This is a genomic window from Amycolatopsis endophytica (assembly GCF_013410405.1).
Classification (GTDB): domain Bacteria; phylum Actinomycetota; class Actinomycetes; order Mycobacteriales; family Pseudonocardiaceae; genus Amycolatopsis_E; species Amycolatopsis_E endophytica.
The window spans coordinates 1,561,483-1,580,178 of the sequence record NZ_JACCFK010000002.1; the positions used below are offsets into that span (position 1 = coordinate 1,561,483).

The window sequence follows — 18,696 nt, forward strand, 5'->3', positions numbered from 1 at the left end:
ACACCGACGAGGTGACGGCCGGCGGGGTGATCCCGGGGAAGACCGACCGGGTGACCTGACGAACTTGTTCGTTACGAACATGTTCGTTACGATGAGCTCATGCCACCTCGCAGCCGCCGGGAACGACCGGCCAAACCCGCCCTCAGCAGGGAGGGCATCGTCGCCACCGCGGTCCGGCTGATGGACACCGACGGCCTCCAGCGGGTCACCATGCGGCGGCTCGCGCAGGAGCTCGACACCGGCCCGGCATCGCTCTACGTCTACGTTCGCAACACCGCGGAACTGCACGCGGCGGTGCTCGACGAGCTGCTCGGGGCGGTGGACCTGCGCCCGGCGCGGGCATCCGGCGACTGGCGGGACCGGCTGGTCGACGTGCTCTCCTCCTACACCGACGTGCTCCTCGCACACCCCGGTCTGGCGCAGTCGGCGCTGGTGGCGCGCCCGTCCGGCCGGAACTACCTGAACCTGCTGGAGGCGCTGCTCGCGCTGCTGCACGAGGGCGGCGTGCCGGACGACCAGGCCGCCTGGGGCATCGACCTGCTGTTGCAGACGGCCACCGCGACCGCGGCCGAGCACTCGGTCCGGCGCGGGGAGCCCGGCGCCGAGGACGAAGAGAGCGCGCTCGTCGAGGCACTGCGCACCGCCTCCGGCCGGACACACCCGCGGCTCGCCGCGCTCGGATCCGACCTGGTGTCCGGTACGGGGCCGGAACGGCGCCGCTGGGCCTTTCACGTGCTGATCAACGGCACGCTCCACACATCCAGAAGGGGGAACCGATCATGACGGAACATCACTCGATCGCGATCATCGGCGCGGGCCTGGGCGGGCTGGCACTGGCGCGGGTCCTGCGCCTGGGCGGGATCGACGCCGCGGTCTTCGACCTCGACGCCGGCCCGGACGCCCGTGACCAGGGCGGAATGCTCGACATCCACGAAGAGACCGGCCAGGTCGCCCTGCGCGCGGCCGGGTTGTACGACGAGTTCGCCGCGGCGGTGCACGTCGGCGGTCAGGCGACCCGGGTCGTCCGGCCCGACGGGACGGTCGCGCTGGCCGACGACAGCGACGACGGCGGCCGTCCCGAGGTGAACCGCCAGGACCTGCGCCGCATCCTGCTGGACTCGGTGGCCGGAATCCGCTGGGACGCCAAGGTGACCGGGGCACGCCCGCTCGGTGACGGACGGCACGAGGTCACCCTCGCCGACGGCCGCGTGTTCACCACCGACCTGCTGATCGGCGCGGACGGCGCGTGGTCGAAGGTGCGGCCGCTGGTTTCGGACGCCACTCCCGTCCACTGTGGCGTGTCCTTCGTGGAAACCGACGTGCCGTCCGGGCGGTATCCCGAGACCGCGCGGCTCGCCGGCGGCGGGGTGATGTTCGCCCTCGGCGGCGGCAGGGGTTTGCTGACCCACCGGGAACCGGAGGGCACCCTGCACGCCTACGTCGCGCTCAGGTCCCTGCCGGAGGTGGACTACGCCGACAGCGCCGCGGTGAAGGCCGCGCTGCTGGCCGAGTTCGCCGGCTGGGATCCGCGGCTGCGCACCCTCATCTCCGGGGCCGAGGGAGCGATGGTGCCGCGCCCGATCCACGCGCTGCCGGTCGGCCACCGCTGGCCGCGCACGCCGGGGGTGACCCTCCTCGGCGACGCCGCGCACCTCATGTCCCCGTTCGCGGGCGAGGGCGCGAACCTGGCGCTGATCGACGGCGCCGACCTGGCACAGGCGCTCCTCGCGCACCCCGGCGACACCGAAGCCGCGCTCGCCGCCTATGAGCAGCGGATGTTCCCCCGCGCCGAACAGGAGGCGCGCGGGTCCGCGGAGAACCTGACACTGCTGTTCGGCCCGGACCCGGTGCCCGGGCTGCTGGAGATGTTGACGCCCGCCTGAGGCTCAGTCCGCGGCGAGCGCCTCGTCGCGCGTGTCCCACAGCCGCACCACGTCCTGGGCGCCGGTGATCTCCAGCGACCGCCGCGTGAAGCCCGTTCCCGCCACCACGTGCACCCGCCCCGGCGCCTCGGTGCCCGCGGCCAGCACGACCGCGATCCCCGCCGAGGTTAGGAATCCGACCTCGCTCAGGTCGATCACCAGCCTCGTCCGGCACTGCCGCGCGGCGGGCAGTGCGACGGCCTCGAACGCGGGCGCGGTGAGGTGGTCGAGTTCGCCGCTGACCCGCACGAGCGTCGCGCCGGGCAGGTCCTCCACGGCCTCGTCCACGTGGGCGACCGGATCCCTCGGTTCGAAGCTGGACACCGTCCGATCCAACCGTGTGCGCACCACGGCAGGAAGACCACTGTCCGGATGTTCCGGTCTTGCGTCCGGTGGCGCACTGTGGCCTAATATGGCATCAGGTGCCAAAATGGCGTTCCTCACCGGCGACGGGCGCAGCACCGGGTGATTCGGGAGTGACGACGATGTCCAACGGTTGGTTCGAGACGGTGGCCGAAGCGCAGCGGCGGGCGAAGAAGCGGCTGCCGAAGTCCGTCTACGGCGCGCTGGTCGCCGGCTCCGAACGCGGCGTGACGGTCGGCGACAACACCGCGGCCTTCGCCGAACTCGGTTTCGCCCCGCACGTGGCGGGCCTGTCCGACAAGCGGGACCTGAGCACCACGGTGATGGGCCAGCCGGTGTCGCTTCCGGTCGTCATCTCCCCCACCGGCGTCCAGGCGGTGCACCCCGAGGGCGAAGTGGCGGTCGCGCGCGCCGCGGCGGCGCGGGGCACCGCGATGAGCCTGAGTTCGTTCGCCAGCAAGGCGATCGAGGAGGTCGCGGCGGTCAACCCGCAGACCTTCTTCCAGATGTACTGGGTGGGCAGCCGCGACGTGCTGGTGCAGCGCATGGAACGGGCCCGCGCGGCCGGGGCGGTCGGGCTGATCATGACGCTGGACTGGTCGTTCTCCAACGGCCGCGACTGGGGCAGCCCGGTCATCCCGGAAAAGCTGGACCTCAAGGCGATGGCGCGGTTCGCGCCGGAGGGCGTCACCCGGCCGAAATGGCTGTGGCAGTTCGCGAAGACCCGGAAGCTGCCCGATCTGACGACGCCGAACCTGACCCCGCCCGGCGGCACGGCGCCCACGTTCTTCGGCGCCTACGGCGAGTGGATGGGCACGCCGCTGCCGACCTGGGAGGACGTCGCGTGGCTGCGTGCGCAGTGGGACGGGCCGTTCATGCTCAAGGGCGTGATGCGGGTGGACGACGCGCGGCGCGCCGTCGACGCCGGGGTCACCGCGATCTCGGTGTCCAACCACGGCGGCAACAACCTCGACGGCACCCCGGCCCCGATCCGCGCTCTGCCCTCCATCGCGGACGCCGTCGGGAGCGACATCGAGGTACTGCTGGACGGCGGCATCCGGCGCGGCAGTGACGTGGTGAAGGCGGTGGCACTGGGCGCGAAGGCGGTGCTGATCGGGCGCGCCTACCTGTGGGGGCTGGCCGCCAACGGCCAGGCCGGGGTGGAAAACGTGCTGGACATCCTGCGTGGTGGCATCGACTCGGCCGTCCTGGGCCTCGGCAAGACCTCCATCCACGACCTGACCCGCGACGACGTGGTCGTCCCGCCGGGCTTCGAGCGCGCGCTGGGCGTGCCCCGCTGAACCACCCCGGCGGCGGGCTTCGAGCGGACGAGCCCGCCGCCGGGGTTTCCACTCCGTAACGGCCACCGCCACCCTGCGACTTACGGACGTACCCGTTCGGCCGCCGCACCGAGACGACCGGAAACCCTAACCTGAACCGAGACACCGGTGGAACGCACGGAACCTCGTGTCCACGCGCGGTACCTTCGCCGGAACGGGAATCGAGGACGGATCGCCGGTGAGCGCACCCACTGACAAGGAAGGTGCAGCGCGAACTTCCCGAAGGCGCCGGCGACGAGCTGCGTGAGTGGATCATCGACATCGAGAAGAACCGGCTCGATGTCGAGCAGGGCACGGCCTGACCGGCGTCCAGTAACGCTTTGCCGGTACTGATCGTAGTTCGTGGTGACGATCGTGACCCGCTGACCGAGGGCGAGTTTTCCTTGCACAACTGAGCGATCGCGGCGGTGTAGTCGCCACCGCGCCAGTGGGCGTTCCGGTAGAGCGCGTTTCGCAGCAGGTTCGCCACGACCTCTCGATGAGGGTGGTGGTCTGCGGCTGGTGGAAGAACGGTTCGTGACTGCGCCCCCACGTGGTGGTTCCCGCCTCCATCACCGCACCTCCGAGCGCCTTTCCTGACCAGTCGGGCGTCCGTTGAACTGCGTTACAGCGCGGTCGGATGCGGTCCGAGTCCATCACAAACCCCTCGGCGCAGGACGATCCGGGCGGTACTTTCACAGAGCAACCGTCCGTGCACGAATCTCCGGAGCCGCATGTCCTCCCCGTCGTCCGGCCGCCTGACCGCGGTGCTCGCCTTCGCCGGTGTCGTCGTCGCCGTGATGCAGACGCTCATGGTGCCGCTGCTCGCCCAGTTGCCGACGCTGCTGCACGCCTCCAGCTCGGACACCGCGTGGGTCATCACGATCACCCTGCTCACCGGCGCCGTCGCCACGCCGGTGCTGGGCCGTCTGGGTGACATGTACGGCAAGCGGCGCATGATGCTCGTCGCGCTGACGTTGCAGGTCGCGGGCAGCCTGGTGTGCGGCCTGACGACCGCGCTGCTGCCGATGATGATCGGCCGTGGCCTGCAGGGCTTCGCGATCGGCGCGATCCCGCTGGGCATCAGCATCATGCGTGACGAGCTGCCCCCGGAACGCCTCGGCGGCGCCGTCGGGCTGATGAGTTCGTCGCTGGGCATCGGTGGCGCGTTCGCGCTGCCGGTCGCGGCGCTGGTGGCGGAGCACTTCGACTGGCACATCCTGTTCCTCGGCGCGGCCGTGCTCGGCCTCGCCGGTCTCCTGCTGGTGCTGTTCGTGGTGCCGGAGTCCGCGGTCCGCTCACCGGGCCGGTTCGACCTGACCGGCGCGATCGGCCTGTCCGCCGGTCTGGTGTGCCTGCTGCTGGCGATCTCGAAGGGCGGCACCTGGGGCTGGGGCAGCACCCGCACGCTGGCGTCCGCCGGTGCGGCGGCCGTGATCTTCCTGGCGTGGGGGTTCTTCGAACTACGCACCGCCGAACCGCTGGTCGACCTGCGCACCACCGCCCGGCGCCCGGTGCTGCTCACCAACCTGGCGTCGATCACGGTCGGGTTCGCGCTCTACGCGACCCAGCTCGTGCCGCCGCAGCTGCTGCAACTGCCCACCTCGACCGGGTACGGGCTGGGCCTGTCCATGGTCGTCGCCGGGCTGTGCGTCGCGCCGTCGGGCCTGATGATGATGGCGATGTCGCCGGTGGCCGCGAAGCTGATCGCCGCGCGCGGCCCGAAGGTCTCGCTGCTGTGCGGCATCACGGTGCTCGGCGTCGGCTACGCGGCCGGTCTCGCGCTGATGGGCGCGGGCTGGCAGATGGCGGTCTTCTCCGGTCTGGCCGGTGCCGGCGTGGGCCTCGCCTACGCCGCGATGCCGAGCCTGATCATGAACGCGGTGCCGGCCACCGAGACCGCGGCGGCCAACGGGCTGAACACGCTGATGCGCTCGATCGGCACGTCGTCTTCCAGCGCGGTGGTCGGCATGGTGCTCGCCGGCATGACGATCGACCTGGACGGCCGGGCGGTGCCGAGCCTCGACGGGTTCCGCGCGACGTTCCTGATCGGTCTCGCCGCCTGCCTGGCCGGCCTGCTGGTCGCGTTCTTCATCCCCGGCCGCACCCGCCCCGCGGACACCATGCTCACCGGTGTCGTCCGCTCCGCACGGGACGTCCTGGAAGGCGCCGCGATCACGCTCATCGGCAAGACCGGCGAACAGGCCGCCACCACCGCGACGGACGCCGCCGGCCGGTACTCGCTGAACGTGCCGGACGGCGAGTTCGTCCTGGTGTGCTCGGCCGCGGGTCACCAGCCGGAGGCCGCGCCGGTGTCCGGACCGGGCGAGCTGGACCTCACGCTGTCCCCGGCGGGACGGGTCAGCGGCGCGGTCCACGCGAAGGGCTCCCCGGTGGGTGGCGCGCTGCTGGTCACCACCGACGTGTGTGGTGAGGTCGCGGGCAGCGCCCGGACGCGCGCGGACGGCACGTTCGACCTCGGTGGACTGCCGCCCGGCCGCTACACGCTCGCCGTCGCCCGCCCCGGCTACCGCGCCGCGGCCGTGCCCGTGCACATCGCCGACGGCGTGGTCCGGCGCGAGTTCTCGCTGATCCCCGCCACCGACGACGTGCCCGTCACGCGCTGACCGCACGCAGCAGGCGCAACTGCCCCACGTTCTTCATCAGTTCGGCGTTGACCCACGCGGCCTGGTGCTCGACCGTGAGACCGGCGTCGGCCGGCCACGGGAACGCAGCCGGTGCCCCGGGATCGGGCAGCCCGTCCAGCACCTCCACCCACTCGTCGCGCAGCTCCCGCAACCAGCGGATGGCGTTCTCGTCCCCGGGCCAGCCGACCTCCTCGCGGTGCCGCGGCGCGCGGCACCGCGCGTGGTCCAGCGCGGTGCTCCACCACCAGCCGACGTGCCAGGTGACCCAGGCGATCGTCGGCACCGGAACCGGACGTGACCGGTCAGCGGACCGGGTTGGCCGGGATCGTGCCACCGCCCGCACGACCGGCCAACCGCTTTTCCGCACGTACACTCGGAGTGTGCGGACGCGACCGACCCTGAGCTGGACCCCCTCCGGCGAGCCATTGCCCCGCACCACCAGCCTCGACGACGTGGCGGCCATCGTCGGCGCGGGCGGTGTCGTCGTCCTCAGTGGCGCCGGGCTGTCCACCGAGTCCGGGATCCCGGACTACCGCGGCGCGTCCGGCAGCCTGCGCAGGCACACCCCGATGACGTACCAGGAGTTCGTCGGCGCCGAGCACGCGCGGCGCCGGTACTGGGCCCGCAGCCACCTCGGCTGGCGCACGATCGCCCGCGCGCACCCGAACGACGGCCACCGCGCCGTCGCCACCCTGCGGGCGGCCGGGCTGGTGGACGGCGTGATCACGCAGAACGTCGACGGTCTGCACCACGCCGCGGGCACCGCGGACGCCATCGAGTTGCACGGCAGCCTCGACCGTGTCGTGTGCCTGTCCTGCCGCGGCACCAGCCCGCGCGAGGAGCTGGACCACCGGTTGCGTGCCGCGAACCCAGGCTTCTCGGCGACCACCACCCGCGTCAATCCGGACGGCGACGCCGACCTGGCCGACGCCGACGTGCGCGGCTTCCGGGTGGTGCCGTGCCCGTACTGCGACGGCGTGCTGAAACCGGACGTGGTGTTCTTCGGCGAGAACGTCGAACCGTCCCGAGTGGACCGTTGTTACCGGCTGGTGGACGACGCCTCCGCGCTGCTGGTGCTCGGCTCCTCCCTGACGGTCATGTCCGGCCTGCGGTTCGTCCGGCGCGCCGCCGAAGCGGGCAAGCCCGTGGCGATCATCAACCAGGGCCCCACGCGGGGCGACAAGTACGCGAGCGTGCGCGTGGACCGGCCGCTGGGCCGGGCGCTGACGGACCTCACCTCACGGATGGCCACGGACCGGTAGTCGCGCCGGAATCCGATCCGTGGCCGCCGCTCGCTACAGGTAGGGGCGCGTGATCAGCTCGATCGCATGCCCGGCCGGATCCTTGAAGTAGACGCCCCGCCCGCCGTGCTCGTGGTTGATCTCGCCGGGCCGGGTCGCCCGCGGATCGGCCCAGTGCTCGACGCCGCGCTCGACGATCCGCCCGTAGGCGCGGTCGAACAGCTCGTCGTCGACCAGGAACGCGTAGTGCTGCATCTGGATCTCCACCGGCGGTTCGGCGAACTGCAGCAGCACACCCTCGTCGAGCAGAATGTTGACGAACGGACCCCACGACGGCGCTTCGCCGAGCTCCAGCAGCTCACGAAAGAAGCGGGCCGATTCGTGACGGTCCTTGGCGGCGATGATGGTGTGATTGAAGGTGACGGTCAAAAAAGTCCTTTCGATCGGTAGGTGGACAGCGCGGAAGCGACTGCTCCCGGCGGTCCACGCGCGCCGATCAGACCGTCACCGGATCGCCTTCCCGTGTGTGGCGCGAGGCCGTCCCGGTGATCACGCCGTCAGACTACCTCGAAATGTCCGGGTAGGGCAACGAGGGGGCTGCGAGCGCACCTACAGAGGCACAGCGTTCGCTTCCGCAGGCGTCTCCGCTCCGGCCAGCTCCTTGCCCAGATACCGCAGAACGGTCCTGCGGAGATGGTCCGCGTGCGCGTAGATGTCCTCGATCGAGTTGATCGGGATCCGCGTCTCCACCTTGTTCTCATCGAACACGCCAAGGTACTTCTTGGCCCGATTGAACCAGAGTCTGGCGATGGGCTTGCGGTTGTTGTCATCCAGCAGCACACCGAAGTAGGTCTTGGTGTCGCGCGCGACGATCCGCGCTGCAGGTACCTCGCCGCAAACGATGGCGCGGACGACCCGGTACCCGTCGAGTTCCTCGCCGGTCGTCTGGACGTCACCACTGCCGCTGTCGAGCGAAACCACCGGCGGAGAAGCGTCGGCTACCGGCTCCGTCGCATCGGCCGAGACACTGACGAAGGCATCCGGGCCGCCGAGCGCGTTCTTCAACCGGTCGTTGACCTGCTCGTTCAAGAACTGCCGCATTGCCTTGTCCACCAACGGAGCGAACTGGTCGCGGACCCTCTGCGTGAACGATCCGTCGTAAACCCGGGTGGTCAGGAAACGAACCCAGTCGTCCTCGGGCTGCTTGAACTGGCCGACGAGTACCCGTTTCAGCTGACCGATGTACTTGAGCTCGCCGGCGGCACTGATGACCGACTCGAGGTTGAACGAATCCTTGGCGAGCTTCGCCAGCTCCGGAAGCAGCGTGTCGTCGATGTCCGAGAAGTTCAGCACCAGGAACGGTTTCGAGTCCATCCGGTTCGGCGCGTCCAGGTCGGTGTAGAACTCATACACCTCGCCGTTGGTCAGGATCGCGATTCTCGCGTTGGTGACCGCGAAGTACCGGAAGAGCTGGGAAGCATGCTCGATGCGCAACGGGTCGTTGATCTTCTTGACCTCAATCAGAACCTGGACCTGACCGTCGTGCACGATGGCGTAGTCGATCTTCTCCCCCTTCTTGGTACCGACGTCAGCCGTGAACTCCGGGATCACCTCACCGGGGTTGAAAACGTCGTATCCGAGGACAGTACCGATGAAGGGCATCACGAAGGCGTTCTTCGTGGCCTCTTCCGTCTCGATACCGGCCTTGTGCTTGCGAATCTTGAGCGCCAGCGCTTGAGCGCGCTCCGCGATTTCCATGTCGAGCCCCTCCTCGGGTCCGGTCTGGACTCGAGATCGCTGACTCACACCTCGTCGTTACATCGGTTTGAGATTCCGGCGGAATTTCGAATTGCATCCCCTCGCCGGACCCGACGACTCCGGTTTTGTCGGGGGTGCGCGCTAACCTGTCCGCATCAGAGAGGGAAGGGATGTCCGCCACCATGGTCAGGTCAGTGTTTTCCGTGCCGCGCCTGCACTTGCCGACGGCTGTCCACTGGGGACGGTCAGTGCGCGGGTGCCTGGGACGTCTCCAGCGCCGCCTCGTCGGAGCTGACCAGGCCCAGCTGCACTGTCTGCCGCCCGATCGCCGCGTCCAGGGCCCAGTCCGCGACGGTCCGGGTGCGGTTGCCGGGCATCGCCATCAGATGGTAGCCGCGTGTCACCGCCTTCGCGGGCAACCCCGACAACGGGATGTGCAACGGGTTCGCCGCCGCCTGCGCGCCACCGTGGTCCACCACGAACCCCAGGTCGTGGTGCCGGTACTCAGGCGTGACGCCGTACCCGAGCGATGCCGCGACGTTCCGCCCGGCCAGCGTGCCCTGCCGCGTCGCGTGCTGGGCGGTCATCGCCGTCATCTCGCCGGGGCGCGTCAGGTCCGGCACCGCCGCGGCGTCCCCGCAGGCGAACACCTCGGGGCGCCCCGGCACGGCCAGGGTGGGCTCGACGACCAGCCTGCCCCGCTCGGTCCGGACGCCTGCCGCCTCGACCAGCGGGTCCGGGCGCACCCCGACGCACCACGCGAGAGTGCGTGCCGGTACGAAGTCGCCGGTCGTGAGCAGCACGCCGTCGGTCTTCGCCTCCTTCACCGACGTCCCGGTCATGATCTCGACGCCACGCCCGCGCAACGCCCGGTCGGCGGCCCGCGACAACCGCTTGTCCAGCTCCGGCAGCACCTTCGGCGCCAGGTCCAGCAGCAGCCAGCGCATCCGCTTTCCGTCCAGCTCGCGGTGATGCCTGGCGATGGCTCGGGTGAACAACGGGCCCTGCGCGGCCACCTCGGTGCCGGTGTAGCCCGCGCCGACCACGACGAAGGTGCAGCGCGCGTCCCGCTCGGCGGCGTCCTCCGTGGCGGCGGCCAGCTCGACCTGACGGATCACGTGGTCCCGCAGGAACAGCGCCTCCGACACGCTACGGAAGCCGTGCGCGTGCTCGGCGATGCCCGGAATCGGCAGCAGCTTGCTGACGCTGCCGACCGCGACGATCAACCGGTCGTAGCCGAGTTTCTTCGACCTGCCTTCCGGATCGACGTACGTGAGCTCGCGGTCGTCCAGCGCCAACGCGGTCACCTCGCCGAGCGCGAGCCGGATCCCGGGCAGCGCGGCGGGCAGCGACACCGTGACGCGCCGCGGGTCGATCACCGCCGCCGCCACCTCCGGCAGCAACGGCAGGTAGAGGAAGTAGTCGGTGCGGTTGACCAGCACGATGTCCGCGCCGTACTCCGGCGGCAGCGACTTGAGCAGCGCGCGAGCCGCGGAGAACCCCGCGAAACCACCACCGACGATCACGATCCGCGTGCGTTCCGGCATGACGCCTCCCGGGGGTCAGGGCACGATCGAGTCCACGTATCCGCCGTCCACGCGCACCGCCGCGCCGGTCGTCGCCGAGGCCAGCGGCGAGGCGAGGTACACCACCATGTTCGCGATCTCCCCGGGCTCGATCAGGCGCTGCACCAACGACTGCGGCCGGTGCGTGCGCATGAACTCCCTCTGCGCCTCGTCCCACGGCAGGTCACGGTCGACCAGCTCGTAGACGAAATCCTCCACACCACCGGTGTGGGTGGGGCCGGCGATCACCGAATTCACGGTCACACCGGTGCCCGCGGCGGCCTTGGCGAAACCGCGGGACACGCCCAGCAAAGCCGTTTTCGACATCCCGTAGTGGATCATCTCGGCGGGGATGACGATCGCCGAATCGCTCGCGATGTACTGGACGCGGCCCCAGCCCCGCTCCGTCATGCCCGGCAGGTAGGCGCGGGTGAGCCGCACCGCGGCGAGCACGTTGATCTCGAAGTAGCGGCGCCACTCGTCGTCGGTGATCTCCAGCGGATCCGCCGATCCGAAAATGCCGAGATTGTTGACCAGGATGTCGGTACGCGGCAGCTGCTCCACCACGTCGCGGGCGCCCTGCTCGCTCGCGATGTCGGCGACCACCGGCACCACCTGCGCGTCGGGCACCTCGGCCGTCAGCTGGTCGACCGCCTTGGTGACGGTGTCCGCCGTGCGGCCGTTGACGGCGACCCGCGCGCCGGCACGGGCCAGCCCGAGCGCGATCGCCGCGCCGATCCCCTGGGTGGAACCGGTGACCAGTGCCGTCTTCCCGTTCAGATCGAGACGCATGCAGCGATCGTATGGGCACCGGGCCGGGGCCGCACGGCGTCAAACAGCGGTGGCCACGAACATGAAGCACCCGTAGGCGATGGTGCGGCTGTGCACCTCGACCACGCCCGGCGCGGCCAGCACGTCCCGGAGCGCCGAGACCGGATCGGCGCCGTCGTGCACGGTGGTCGCCGGGTGGATCCAACCCCGGTCGTCGTAGGCGCGCAGCACCTGCGGCCGATCGAGCCATTCCCGCGGATACTCGTCCGAGCGCGCGGGCCCGGCGCACTCGCGGGCGTGCACGAAGACGGCACCGATCTCGCGATACGGACTCGCGTTCCCCGGCAACCGCGGCTCGTAGCCGAACAACAGACACCGCTCGCCCGTGCGGGCATCACGCAGGCAGCACCGCAGCGGCTCCCCACCGTCGGCGTGGATTCGCTCGACCGGGCGACCCGACACGTCGAGTCCGGTGGAGCGCACACAGTTCAGCTCGCCGGGATCGATCGCACGGACCCGGAACGCGACAGCAGCAGTGGTCATGCCACCAGCCTGTCCGCCGGAAGACGGCCGGGCTGGCGGCTTTCCGACGTCGCGTCCGGATTCCGGGACCGGGAGAACCCGCGCGCCGGAACGCGGAACTCGCGCGCGCCAACGTGGAACTCGCGCGCCGGAACGTGGGACACGCGCGGGGGAAGGTGGGACACCCGCGCGGGAGAGAGGGAGGAGGGCGCGGCCTGGGTGAGGGTGGCGAAGTCCGGGCGGTCGCCGCCGTGCCCAGGTGGTGCAGGTGGTGCAGGTGGTGCAGGTGATCGGCGCGGCGGCCGCCGTCAGGCGACCACCCTGGTCCCGGGAGCGATGCGGGCCTCCGCCGCCGCCCAGTCGGCCTCGCGACCGGACGGTTCGTAGCGACGTGGTTCGTGGGTGGTCCGGATCAGGGCCCGCATCGCGGCCAGGTCGGGCAGGCCGGCGCCCAGCGCCCGTGCCTGCACCAGGACGTTGCCCAGCGCGGCGGCCTCGACCGGCCCGGCCAGCACCGGCACTCCGCATGCGTCGGCGGTCAGCTGGCACAGCAGCTCGTTGCGCACTCCCCCACCGACGACGTGCACCACGTCGACCGTTCTGCCGGTCAGCGAAGCGGCCTGCCGCACGGTCCGGCGGTAGGCCAGCGCGAGGCTGTCCAGCACGCACCGCGCGATCTCGCCGGGCGTCTCCGGCATCGGCTGTCCGGTGTCCGAGCACGCCTGCCGAATGCGCGAGGGCATGTCGCCCGGCGGCAGGAAAGCCGGAGCGTCGATGTCCACGACCGCGGACAACGGATTCACCGAAGCGGCCTGCGCCAGCACCGACGGCAGCGACACCGGCGTCCCCTGCGCCTCCCACGTCCGCAGCGACTCCGACAGCACCCACAGGCCCATCACGTTGCGCAGGAAGCGGATCGTACCGTCGACACCGCCCTCGTTGGTGAAGTCGGCTTCCAGCGCGGCGTCGCTCAGCACCGGCGACTCCAGCTCCAAGCCGACCAGCGACCAGGTGCCCGAGGAGATGTAGGCGAAGTTCGTGCCCGGTCCGGCGGGCACGCCGACGACCGCGGAGGCCGTGTCGTGCGAACCCACCGCGACCACCGGCAGCTCCGGCAGCCCCAGCTCGGCAGCCAGATCCGGCAGCACCGTGCCGACCATCGCGCCCGGATCGTGCAGCGGCGGCAGCAGCCGGGTGGGGACGCCCAGCCGCGAGGCCAGGTCCCCGGCCCACTCCCGGGACCGCACGTCGTAGAGCTGCGTCGTCGAGGCGTTCGTGCGCTCGGCACCGCGCACGCCGGTCAGCCAGTAGTTCAGCAGGTCCGGAATCAGCAGCATCGTCCCGGCCGCGTCGAGATCGCGCTCGGCCAGCAGCTGATAGAGCGTGTTGAACGGCAGCTGCCGCAGACCGGTGATGTCGAACAGCTCGCGCGCGGGAACGGTCCCGAGCACCCGTTCGGCGATGCCCTCGGTGCGCGGATCGCGGTAGTTGACCGGATTGCCCAGCAGCGCGCCGGACGCGTCGAGCAGTCCGTAGTCGACAGCCCAGGAGTCGATGCCGACTCCCGACAGCACGCCGCCCCTGTGCGCGGCCTGGATACCCACCAGCATCTCGCGGTACAGGCCGAGCACGTCCCAGTGCAGCGTCGAGCCACCCGCGTGGGCGACCCGCACGCCGCCGTTGCCGAACCGGTGCACCTCCTCGACCGTCAGCACGCCCGGCCCCACGGTCCCCGCCATCACGCGCCCGCTGGACGCGCCCAGGTCGACGGCGGCCAGACGCATCACACCCGCACCACGCGCAGTTCGAGGCCCAGCAGGTCGCCCACCGCCTCCAGCTCGGCCACGCGGTGCCCGGTGCCCAGCGCCCAGTGGTGGTTGACGCCGGCACCCGACCACGCATCGGTCCACTCGCCAGGGTCGCAGCCGAAGTCCACTCGCGACGTGGTGTTGCCGATGCCCAGCAGCGGGCCGGGCACGACCTCACCCTCGGACGCGACCAGGACGAACCGTCCGTCCCGCTCCTGGCCGAGCCCGAGCAGCGTGACCGGGCCGTGCTTGACGTCGAACTCGACGGACACGCCCCAGCCGCGCTTGCCGTGGTAGACCCCGAGTCCGCGCAACAGTGGGCGGCGGGCGCTGATCGCCAGGTGCGCGGGCCCGTCGTGTCCCATTTCGACCACGTTGTCGCGGAAGTTCAGCGCCTGCAGTTCGGTGAACGAGCCGCCCGCGCCGAGCCGGTCCAGGATCAGCATCGCCAGCGAGTTGCGCAGCTCGTACTCCCCCGCCGCCGGGATGCCGCGCGCGGTGAGCAGGGACGCGCCGAGGATGAACCCGGCGCCGACCCGCTCATGGGTCTCGCCGTCCAGGCCGCGGTGGTAGTAGGCCAGCGAGTCCAGCGAGAAGTCCTCGACCAGCCGGTCCAGCGCCACCGAAACCCGGGCGCCCCACGCGAAATCCTCTTCGACGACCGAGTCGTCCAGCTCGAACACCTTCCGGGCGAGGTCCATCCGCGCGGCGGTTTCGGCGTCGGTGACCTTCTCCACCCGTACCCGCAGATCGTCGATCTCCAGGATCTCGACGTGCCCGCCGAGCTGCGCGGACACCAGCGTCGGGTCGGTGGCGACGTCCATCATGCCCGGGTAGAGGTGGCCGAGCAGGCCGTGCCGTCCGTGCCGGAACGCGGCCCGCACTCCGGCGGCCTTGATCCAGCGCCCGATGCGGGTCCACGCCCGCTCGTCCTCCAGATATCCCGACACCGAGCGGAACTCGACGCCGGCGCGGCGGAAGGCGTTGGCCATCTCCGGCAGCGGGCAGGCGCCGCAATAGGCGAGCCAGGCGCCGGTGTCGAAGGTCGCGTGGTCCATCGCCTCGGTGGGCTGCAGGTTGAGCAGCAGCACCGGCGACCCGCTGCGCTGCGCGATCGGCGCGAGCATGCTGGAGGTCAGGTACGTCGTGAGGAACCCGATGATCAGGTCGCAGTCGGCGGCCCGCAGCTTCTCCGCGGCGGCCGCGCCCTCGCGCTCGTCGGAGACGAACCCGGCGTCCACCACCTCGCAGTCCATTCCGGACAGTCGCTCCGCGACGCGCCGGGCGGACGTCTGCAACTGCGGCAGCAGCTCGGGGAACTGCGGCCAATACGCGCCAAGGCCCCCGGCCACCAGGCCGACGCGGGTGCGCCTCGGGGTGATCCGCTCCATCAGAATCCTTTCAGCGGAGGAAAGCGGCCGCGACACCCGCGTCCACGGGCACGTGCAGACCGGTTGTGTGCGTCAGGTCGCCGCCGGTGAGCGCGAACACCGCCGCGGCGACGTGCTCGGGCAGCACCTCGCGCTTGAGGATCGTGCGCTGGGCGTAGAACTTGCCCAGGTCCTCCTCCGGTACACCGTAGACCGCGGCGCGCTGCGCGCCCCAGCCCCCGGCGAAGATCCCCGAGCCCCGCACGACACCGTCCGGGTTGACGCCGTTGACGCGGATGCCGTGCTCGCCGAGTTCGGCGGCCAGCAGCCGCACCTGGTGCGCCTGGTCGGCCTTCGCCGCGCCGTAGGCGACGTTGTTCGGACCGGCGAACACCGAGTTCTTCGACGAGATGTACACGATGTCGCCGCCGATGCCCTGCGCGACCATCGCCTTCGCCGCGGCCTGCGACACCAGGAACGAGCCCTTGGCCATCACGTCGTGCTGGAGGTCCCAGTCCTTCTCGGTGGTGTCCAGCAACGGCTTGGAGATCGACAGTCCGGCGTTGTTGACCACCAGGTCGAGGCCGCCGAAGGCGAGCACCGTCGCGTCCACCGCCGCCGCGACCGCCCCGGGATCGACGACGTTCGCGACCACGGAAACCGCCTTGTCCGTCGAACCGATCCCGCGCGCGACCTCCTCGGCGGTGTCCGCGTTGAGGTCCGCGATCGCCACGCAGGCGCCCTCCGCGGCGAGCCGCTCGGCGATCGCCCGGCCGATGCCCGAACCGGCACCGGTCACCAGCGCGACGCGCCCGGCCAGCGGCTTGGGCTTGGGCATGCGCTGAAGCTTGGCCTCCTCCAGCGCCCAGTACTCGATGCGGAACTTCTCGCTCTCCGGGATCGGCGCATAACGGGACACCGCCTCCGCGCCGCGCATCACGTTGATCGCGTTGACGTAGAACTCGCCCGCCACGCGCGCGGTCTGCTTGTCCTTGCCGAAGGAGAACATGCCCACGCCCGGCACCAGCACGATCGCCGGATCGGCGCCGCGCATGGCCGGGCTGTCCGGCGAGGCGTGCCGTTCGTAGTAGGCGCGGTAGTCCTCGCGGTAGGTCTTGTGCAGCTCCTTGAGCCGCGCGACGACGTCCTCGATCGGCGCGGCCGCGGGCAGGTCGACCACGAGCGGGCGGACCTTGGTGCGCAGGAAGTGGTCCGGGCACGACGTGCCGAGCGCGGCCAGCGGCTGCAGCTTCTCCCGTGAGGTGAACTCCAGCACCACATCGCTGTCGGTGTAGTGCCCGACCTGGCGCTGGTCGGTCGAGGCCAGACCGCGGATCACCGGCGCCAATGCCGCGGCCCGCTTCCGCCGTTCTGCCGAGGGAAGCGCCTCGAAGCCCGGCACCACCGCACCGAACGGCTCCGCGGAACCACGCTCGGACAGGAACTTCTCCGCCGTCCGGATGATCTCCAGGGAGTTCCGCTGACACTCCTCCGAGGTCGCGCCCCACGCGGTGATGCCGTGCCCGCCCAAGATCACGCCGATTGCCTGCGGATGGGCCTTCTGCACCGCGGCGATGTCCAGTCCCAGCTGGAATCCGGGGCGGCGCCAGCCGACCCACACCACGCGGTCGCCGAAGCACTCCTTGGTCAGCGCGGGACCGTCGGCGGCGGTGGCCAGCGCGATGCCGGAGTCCGGGTGCAGATGGTCCACATGCGGCGCCTCGACCAGTCCGTGCATCGCGGTGTCGATCGACGGCGCGGCACCACCACGACCGTGCAGGCAGTAGTCGAACGCGGCGACCATCTCGTCCTCACGCTCGGCACCGGGGTACACATCGGCCAGCGCGCGCAGCCGGTCCAGCCGCAGCACGGCCAGCCCGGCTTCGGTGAGCGTGCCCAGATCGCCACCGGATCCCTTGACCCACAACAGCTCCGCGGGGGTGCCGGTGACGGGGTCGGTCTCGCTGCCCTTGGCGGAGGTGTTGCCCCCGGCGTAGTTGGTGTTGCGCGGGTCGGCACCGAGCGCGTTGCTGCGCCGGATGAGTTCGGCGGCGGGACTGTGCGTCATGATTGTTCAGGCTCCCCAACCGGCCTGCCGGCCGTCGGCTCGTTCGGCGACGATCTTTTCCTGGTATCCGCTGCGGTGGTAGGCCGCGACCGGGTCCGGGTCGAGCCCGTTCTCGGCGCGCAGCTCGGCCAGCATCGGCCGCACGTCGGTGTTGTAGGCGTCCATCAGCACGGCGTTGGCGCCGAGCACGTCACCCGCCTGCTGAGCGGTGCGCAGCGCGCCGCGATCGACCAGCAGGGCCTTCGCGGTGGCCTCCTGCACGTTGAGTACCGAGCGGATGATCGCCGGGATCTTCGCCTCGATGTTGTGGCACTGGTCGAGCATGAAGTTGATGCCGTGGGACGGATCCAGCGCGTCCGCCCGCACGATCTCCCACATGATGCGGAAGAGCTGGAACGGGTCGGCGGCGCCCGCCATCAGGTCGTCGTCGGCGTAGAAGCGCGAGTTGAAGTCGAACGCGCCGAGTTTGCCCTGCCGGAGCAGGAACGCCACGATGAACTCGATGTTGGTGCCCGGAGCGTGGTGACCGGTGTCGATGCACACCGTCGCTTTCGGACCGAGTTCGACGCAGTGCGCGTAGCTGGTGCCCCAGTCCGGCACGTCGGTGGCGTAGAAGGCGGGCTCGAACAGCTTGTACTCCAACAGGATCCGCTGGTCCTCGCCGAGCCGGTCGTAGGCCTCGCGCAGCGCGGCGGCCAGCCGGTCCTGGCGGTCGCGCAGATCGTCCTGCCCGGGATAGTTGATACCGTCGGAGAACCAGAACTTGAGATCTTTCGACCCCGTGGCGTCCATGATGTCGACGGCTTCGAGCAGGTGGTCGGTGGCCTTGCGGCGGATGCCGGGGTCCGGGTTCGTGACCGAGCCGAGCTTGTAGTCCTCGTCCTGGAAGACGTTGGTGTTGATGGCGCCGATCGTCACACCGAGGTCGCGGGCGTAGCGGGCCAATGCACCGTAGTCGCCGACCCGGTCCCACGGGATGTGCAGGGCCACGGTCGGCGCGATGCCGGTGAACTCGTGCACCTTCGCCGCGTCGGCGATCTTCTCCTCCGGCGTGCGGGGAACGCCCGGCTGCGGGAACACCTTGAACCGGGTGCCGGAGTTGGCATAGCCCCACGAAGGCGTTTCGATCCGCTGAGCCCGCAGGGCCTGCTTCACGGCGTTCGGATCGGGCAACGGGATCACTGTCCTTCCAGGCGGGAGACCTCGGTGAGCAGCTGGAACCCCTCCTCGGGACCGCCGCACTCCGGGCCGGTGAAGATTTCGGCCCGCATCGCGCCCTCCGAATGAAAGGTTTCACAACCTGGCTCGCCGACGCTACTATGCGTCGAATCACCCAGTCAA

At 70.7% G+C, this 18,696-nt stretch carries 16 protein-coding genes; 5 read left to right on the forward strand and 11 right to left on the reverse strand.

Translation table 11 applies throughout. From position 1 onward, the window contains the following. Positions 1–99: 99 nt before the first annotated feature. Positions 100–783, forward strand: a complete 684-nt coding sequence (locus tag HNR02_RS32990) for a TetR/AcrR family transcriptional regulator (protein WP_179777512.1) — start codon at positions 100–102, stop codon at positions 781–783. Continuing rightward, entirely contained in the window at positions 780–1,883 is a 1,104-nt protein-coding gene (locus HNR02_RS32995) for an FAD-dependent oxidoreductase (protein ID WP_179777513.1), read from the forward strand. The genes HNR02_RS32990 and HNR02_RS32995 overlap by 4 nt, the downstream gene beginning before the upstream one ends. 3 nt (positions 1,884–1,886) lie before the next feature. Here HNR02_RS32995 and HNR02_RS33000 read toward each other — a convergent pair whose 3' ends face one another. Then, on the reverse strand, positions 1,887–2,246 hold the full coding sequence (locus HNR02_RS33000; RefSeq protein ID WP_179777514.1) for an STAS domain-containing protein: 360 nt from the start codon (positions 2,244–2,246) through the stop codon (positions 1,887–1,889). Between the two features lie 161 nt (positions 2,247–2,407). Between HNR02_RS33000 and mftD the strand changes: the two genes are divergently transcribed. Beyond that, positions 2,408–3,586 carry a pre-mycofactocin synthase MftD gene (gene mftD, locus HNR02_RS33005; RefSeq protein ID WP_179777515.1) on the forward strand — a complete coding sequence of 393 codons (1,179 nt, stop codon included), beginning with the start codon at positions 2,408–2,410 and terminating at the stop codon, positions 3,584–3,586. Between the two features lie 752 nt (positions 3,587–4,338). Then, positions 4,339–6,231: an MFS transporter gene (locus tag HNR02_RS33010; RefSeq protein WP_179777516.1), complete on the forward strand. Its 1,893-nt coding sequence runs from the start codon at positions 4,339–4,341 to the stop codon at positions 6,229–6,231. On the opposite strand, the gene HNR02_RS33015 is transcribed toward HNR02_RS33010, so the two are convergent. Continuing rightward, positions 6,221–6,715: a DinB family protein gene (locus HNR02_RS33015; protein WP_179777517.1), complete on the reverse strand. Its 495-nt coding sequence runs from the start codon at positions 6,713–6,715 to the stop codon at positions 6,221–6,223. The two genes, HNR02_RS33010 and HNR02_RS33015, sit on opposite strands and share 11 nt — an antisense overlap. Here HNR02_RS33015 and HNR02_RS33020 point away from each other — a divergent pair. Further along, positions 6,633–7,514, forward strand: a complete 882-nt coding sequence (locus HNR02_RS33020) for an NAD-dependent protein deacetylase (RefSeq protein WP_179777518.1) — start codon at positions 6,633–6,635, stop codon at positions 7,512–7,514. The genes HNR02_RS33015 and HNR02_RS33020 overlap by 83 nt on opposite strands. A gap of 33 nt (positions 7,515–7,547) precedes the next feature. Here the strand turns inward: HNR02_RS33020 and HNR02_RS33025 are convergent, their stop codons facing one another. The 9 genes from HNR02_RS33025 to rhaI form a co-directional block, all read right to left on the reverse strand. Continuing rightward, the gene (locus HNR02_RS33025; RefSeq protein ID WP_179777519.1) at positions 7,548–7,922 is read right to left on the reverse strand and encodes a VOC family protein; all 375 of its coding nucleotides are present in this window, start codon (positions 7,920–7,922) and stop codon (positions 7,548–7,550) included. Between the two features lie 180 nt (positions 7,923–8,102). Continuing rightward, positions 8,103–9,251: a type I restriction endonuclease gene (locus HNR02_RS33030; RefSeq protein ID WP_179777520.1), complete on the reverse strand. Its 1,149-nt coding sequence runs from the start codon at positions 9,249–9,251 to the stop codon at positions 8,103–8,105. Positions 9,252–9,496: 245 nt separating this feature from the next. Then, positions 9,497–10,798 (reverse strand): NAD(P)/FAD-dependent oxidoreductase, encoded by a 1,302-nt coding sequence (locus HNR02_RS33035; protein WP_179777521.1) that lies wholly within the window; start codon positions 10,796–10,798, stop codon positions 9,497–9,499. Between the two features lie 15 nt (positions 10,799–10,813). Continuing rightward, the gene (locus HNR02_RS33040) at positions 10,814–11,608 is read right to left on the reverse strand and encodes an SDR family NAD(P)-dependent oxidoreductase (RefSeq protein WP_179777522.1); all 795 of its coding nucleotides are present in this window, start codon (positions 11,606–11,608) and stop codon (positions 10,814–10,816) included. A 39-nt stretch (positions 11,609–11,647) separates the two neighbouring features. After that, on the reverse strand, positions 11,648–12,130 hold the full coding sequence (locus HNR02_RS33045; protein ID WP_179777523.1) for a DUF1203 domain-containing protein: 483 nt from the start codon (positions 12,128–12,130) through the stop codon (positions 11,648–11,650). Between the two features lie 287 nt (positions 12,131–12,417). Next, positions 12,418–13,893: a rhamnulokinase gene (locus tag HNR02_RS33050; protein WP_179777524.1), complete on the reverse strand. Its 1,476-nt coding sequence runs from the start codon at positions 13,891–13,893 to the stop codon at positions 12,418–12,420. Beyond that, entirely contained in the window at positions 13,893–15,314 is a 1,422-nt protein-coding gene (locus HNR02_RS33055) for an L-fucose/L-arabinose isomerase family protein (protein WP_179777994.1), read from the reverse strand. The genes HNR02_RS33050 and HNR02_RS33055 overlap by 1 nt, the downstream gene beginning before the upstream one ends. A gap of 4 nt (positions 15,315–15,318) precedes the next feature. Then, positions 15,319–17,355: a bifunctional aldolase/short-chain dehydrogenase gene (locus HNR02_RS33060; RefSeq protein WP_179777525.1), complete on the reverse strand. Its 2,037-nt coding sequence runs from the start codon at positions 17,353–17,355 to the stop codon at positions 15,319–15,321. Positions 17,356–17,361: 6 nt separating this feature from the next. Next, positions 17,362–18,537, reverse strand: coding sequence for an L-rhamnose isomerase (gene rhaI / locus HNR02_RS33065; RefSeq protein WP_179777526.1), 1,176 nt, complete (start codon positions 18,535–18,537; stop codon positions 17,362–17,364). Between the last annotated feature and the right edge of the window lie 159 nt (positions 18,538–18,696).

Bases quoted from the DNA above. Each gene is read 5' to 3' on its own strand.
- HNR02_RS33010 (WP_179777516.1), top strand. From the start codon at position 4,339: ATGTCCTCCCCGTCGTCCGGCCGCCTGACCGCGGTGCTCGCCTTCGCC.
- HNR02_RS33035 (WP_179777521.1), bottom strand. From the start codon at position 10,798: ATGCCGGAACGCACGCGGATCGTGATCGTCGGTGGTGGTTTCGCGGGG.
- mftD (WP_179777515.1), top strand. From the start codon at position 2,408: ATGTCCAACGGTTGGTTCGAGACGGTGGCCGAAGCGCAGCGGCGGGCG.
- HNR02_RS33050 (WP_179777524.1), bottom strand. From the start codon at position 13,893: ATGCGTCTGGCCGCCGTCGACCTGGGCGCGTCCAGCGGGCGCGTGATG.
- HNR02_RS33015 (WP_179777517.1), bottom strand. From the start codon at position 6,715: ATGGCCGCCACGTCGTCGAGGCTGGTGGTGCGGGGCAATGGCTCGCCG.
- HNR02_RS33045 (WP_179777523.1), bottom strand. From the start codon at position 12,130: ATGACCACTGCTGCTGTCGCGTTCCGGGTCCGTGCGATCGATCCCGGC.
- HNR02_RS33060 (WP_179777525.1), bottom strand. From the start codon at position 17,355: ATGACGCACAGTCCCGCCGCCGAACTCATCCGGCGCAGCAACGCGCTC.
- HNR02_RS32995 (WP_179777513.1), top strand. From the start codon at position 780: ATGACGGAACATCACTCGATCGCGATCATCGGCGCGGGCCTGGGCGGG.
- HNR02_RS32990 (WP_179777512.1), top strand. From the start codon at position 100: ATGCCACCTCGCAGCCGCCGGGAACGACCGGCCAAACCCGCCCTCAGC.
- HNR02_RS33040 (WP_179777522.1), bottom strand. From the start codon at position 11,608: ATGCGTCTCGATCTGAACGGGAAGACGGCACTGGTCACCGGTTCCACC.
- HNR02_RS33030 (WP_179777520.1), bottom strand. From the start codon at position 9,251: ATGGAAATCGCGGAGCGCGCTCAAGCGCTGGCGCTCAAGATTCGCAAG.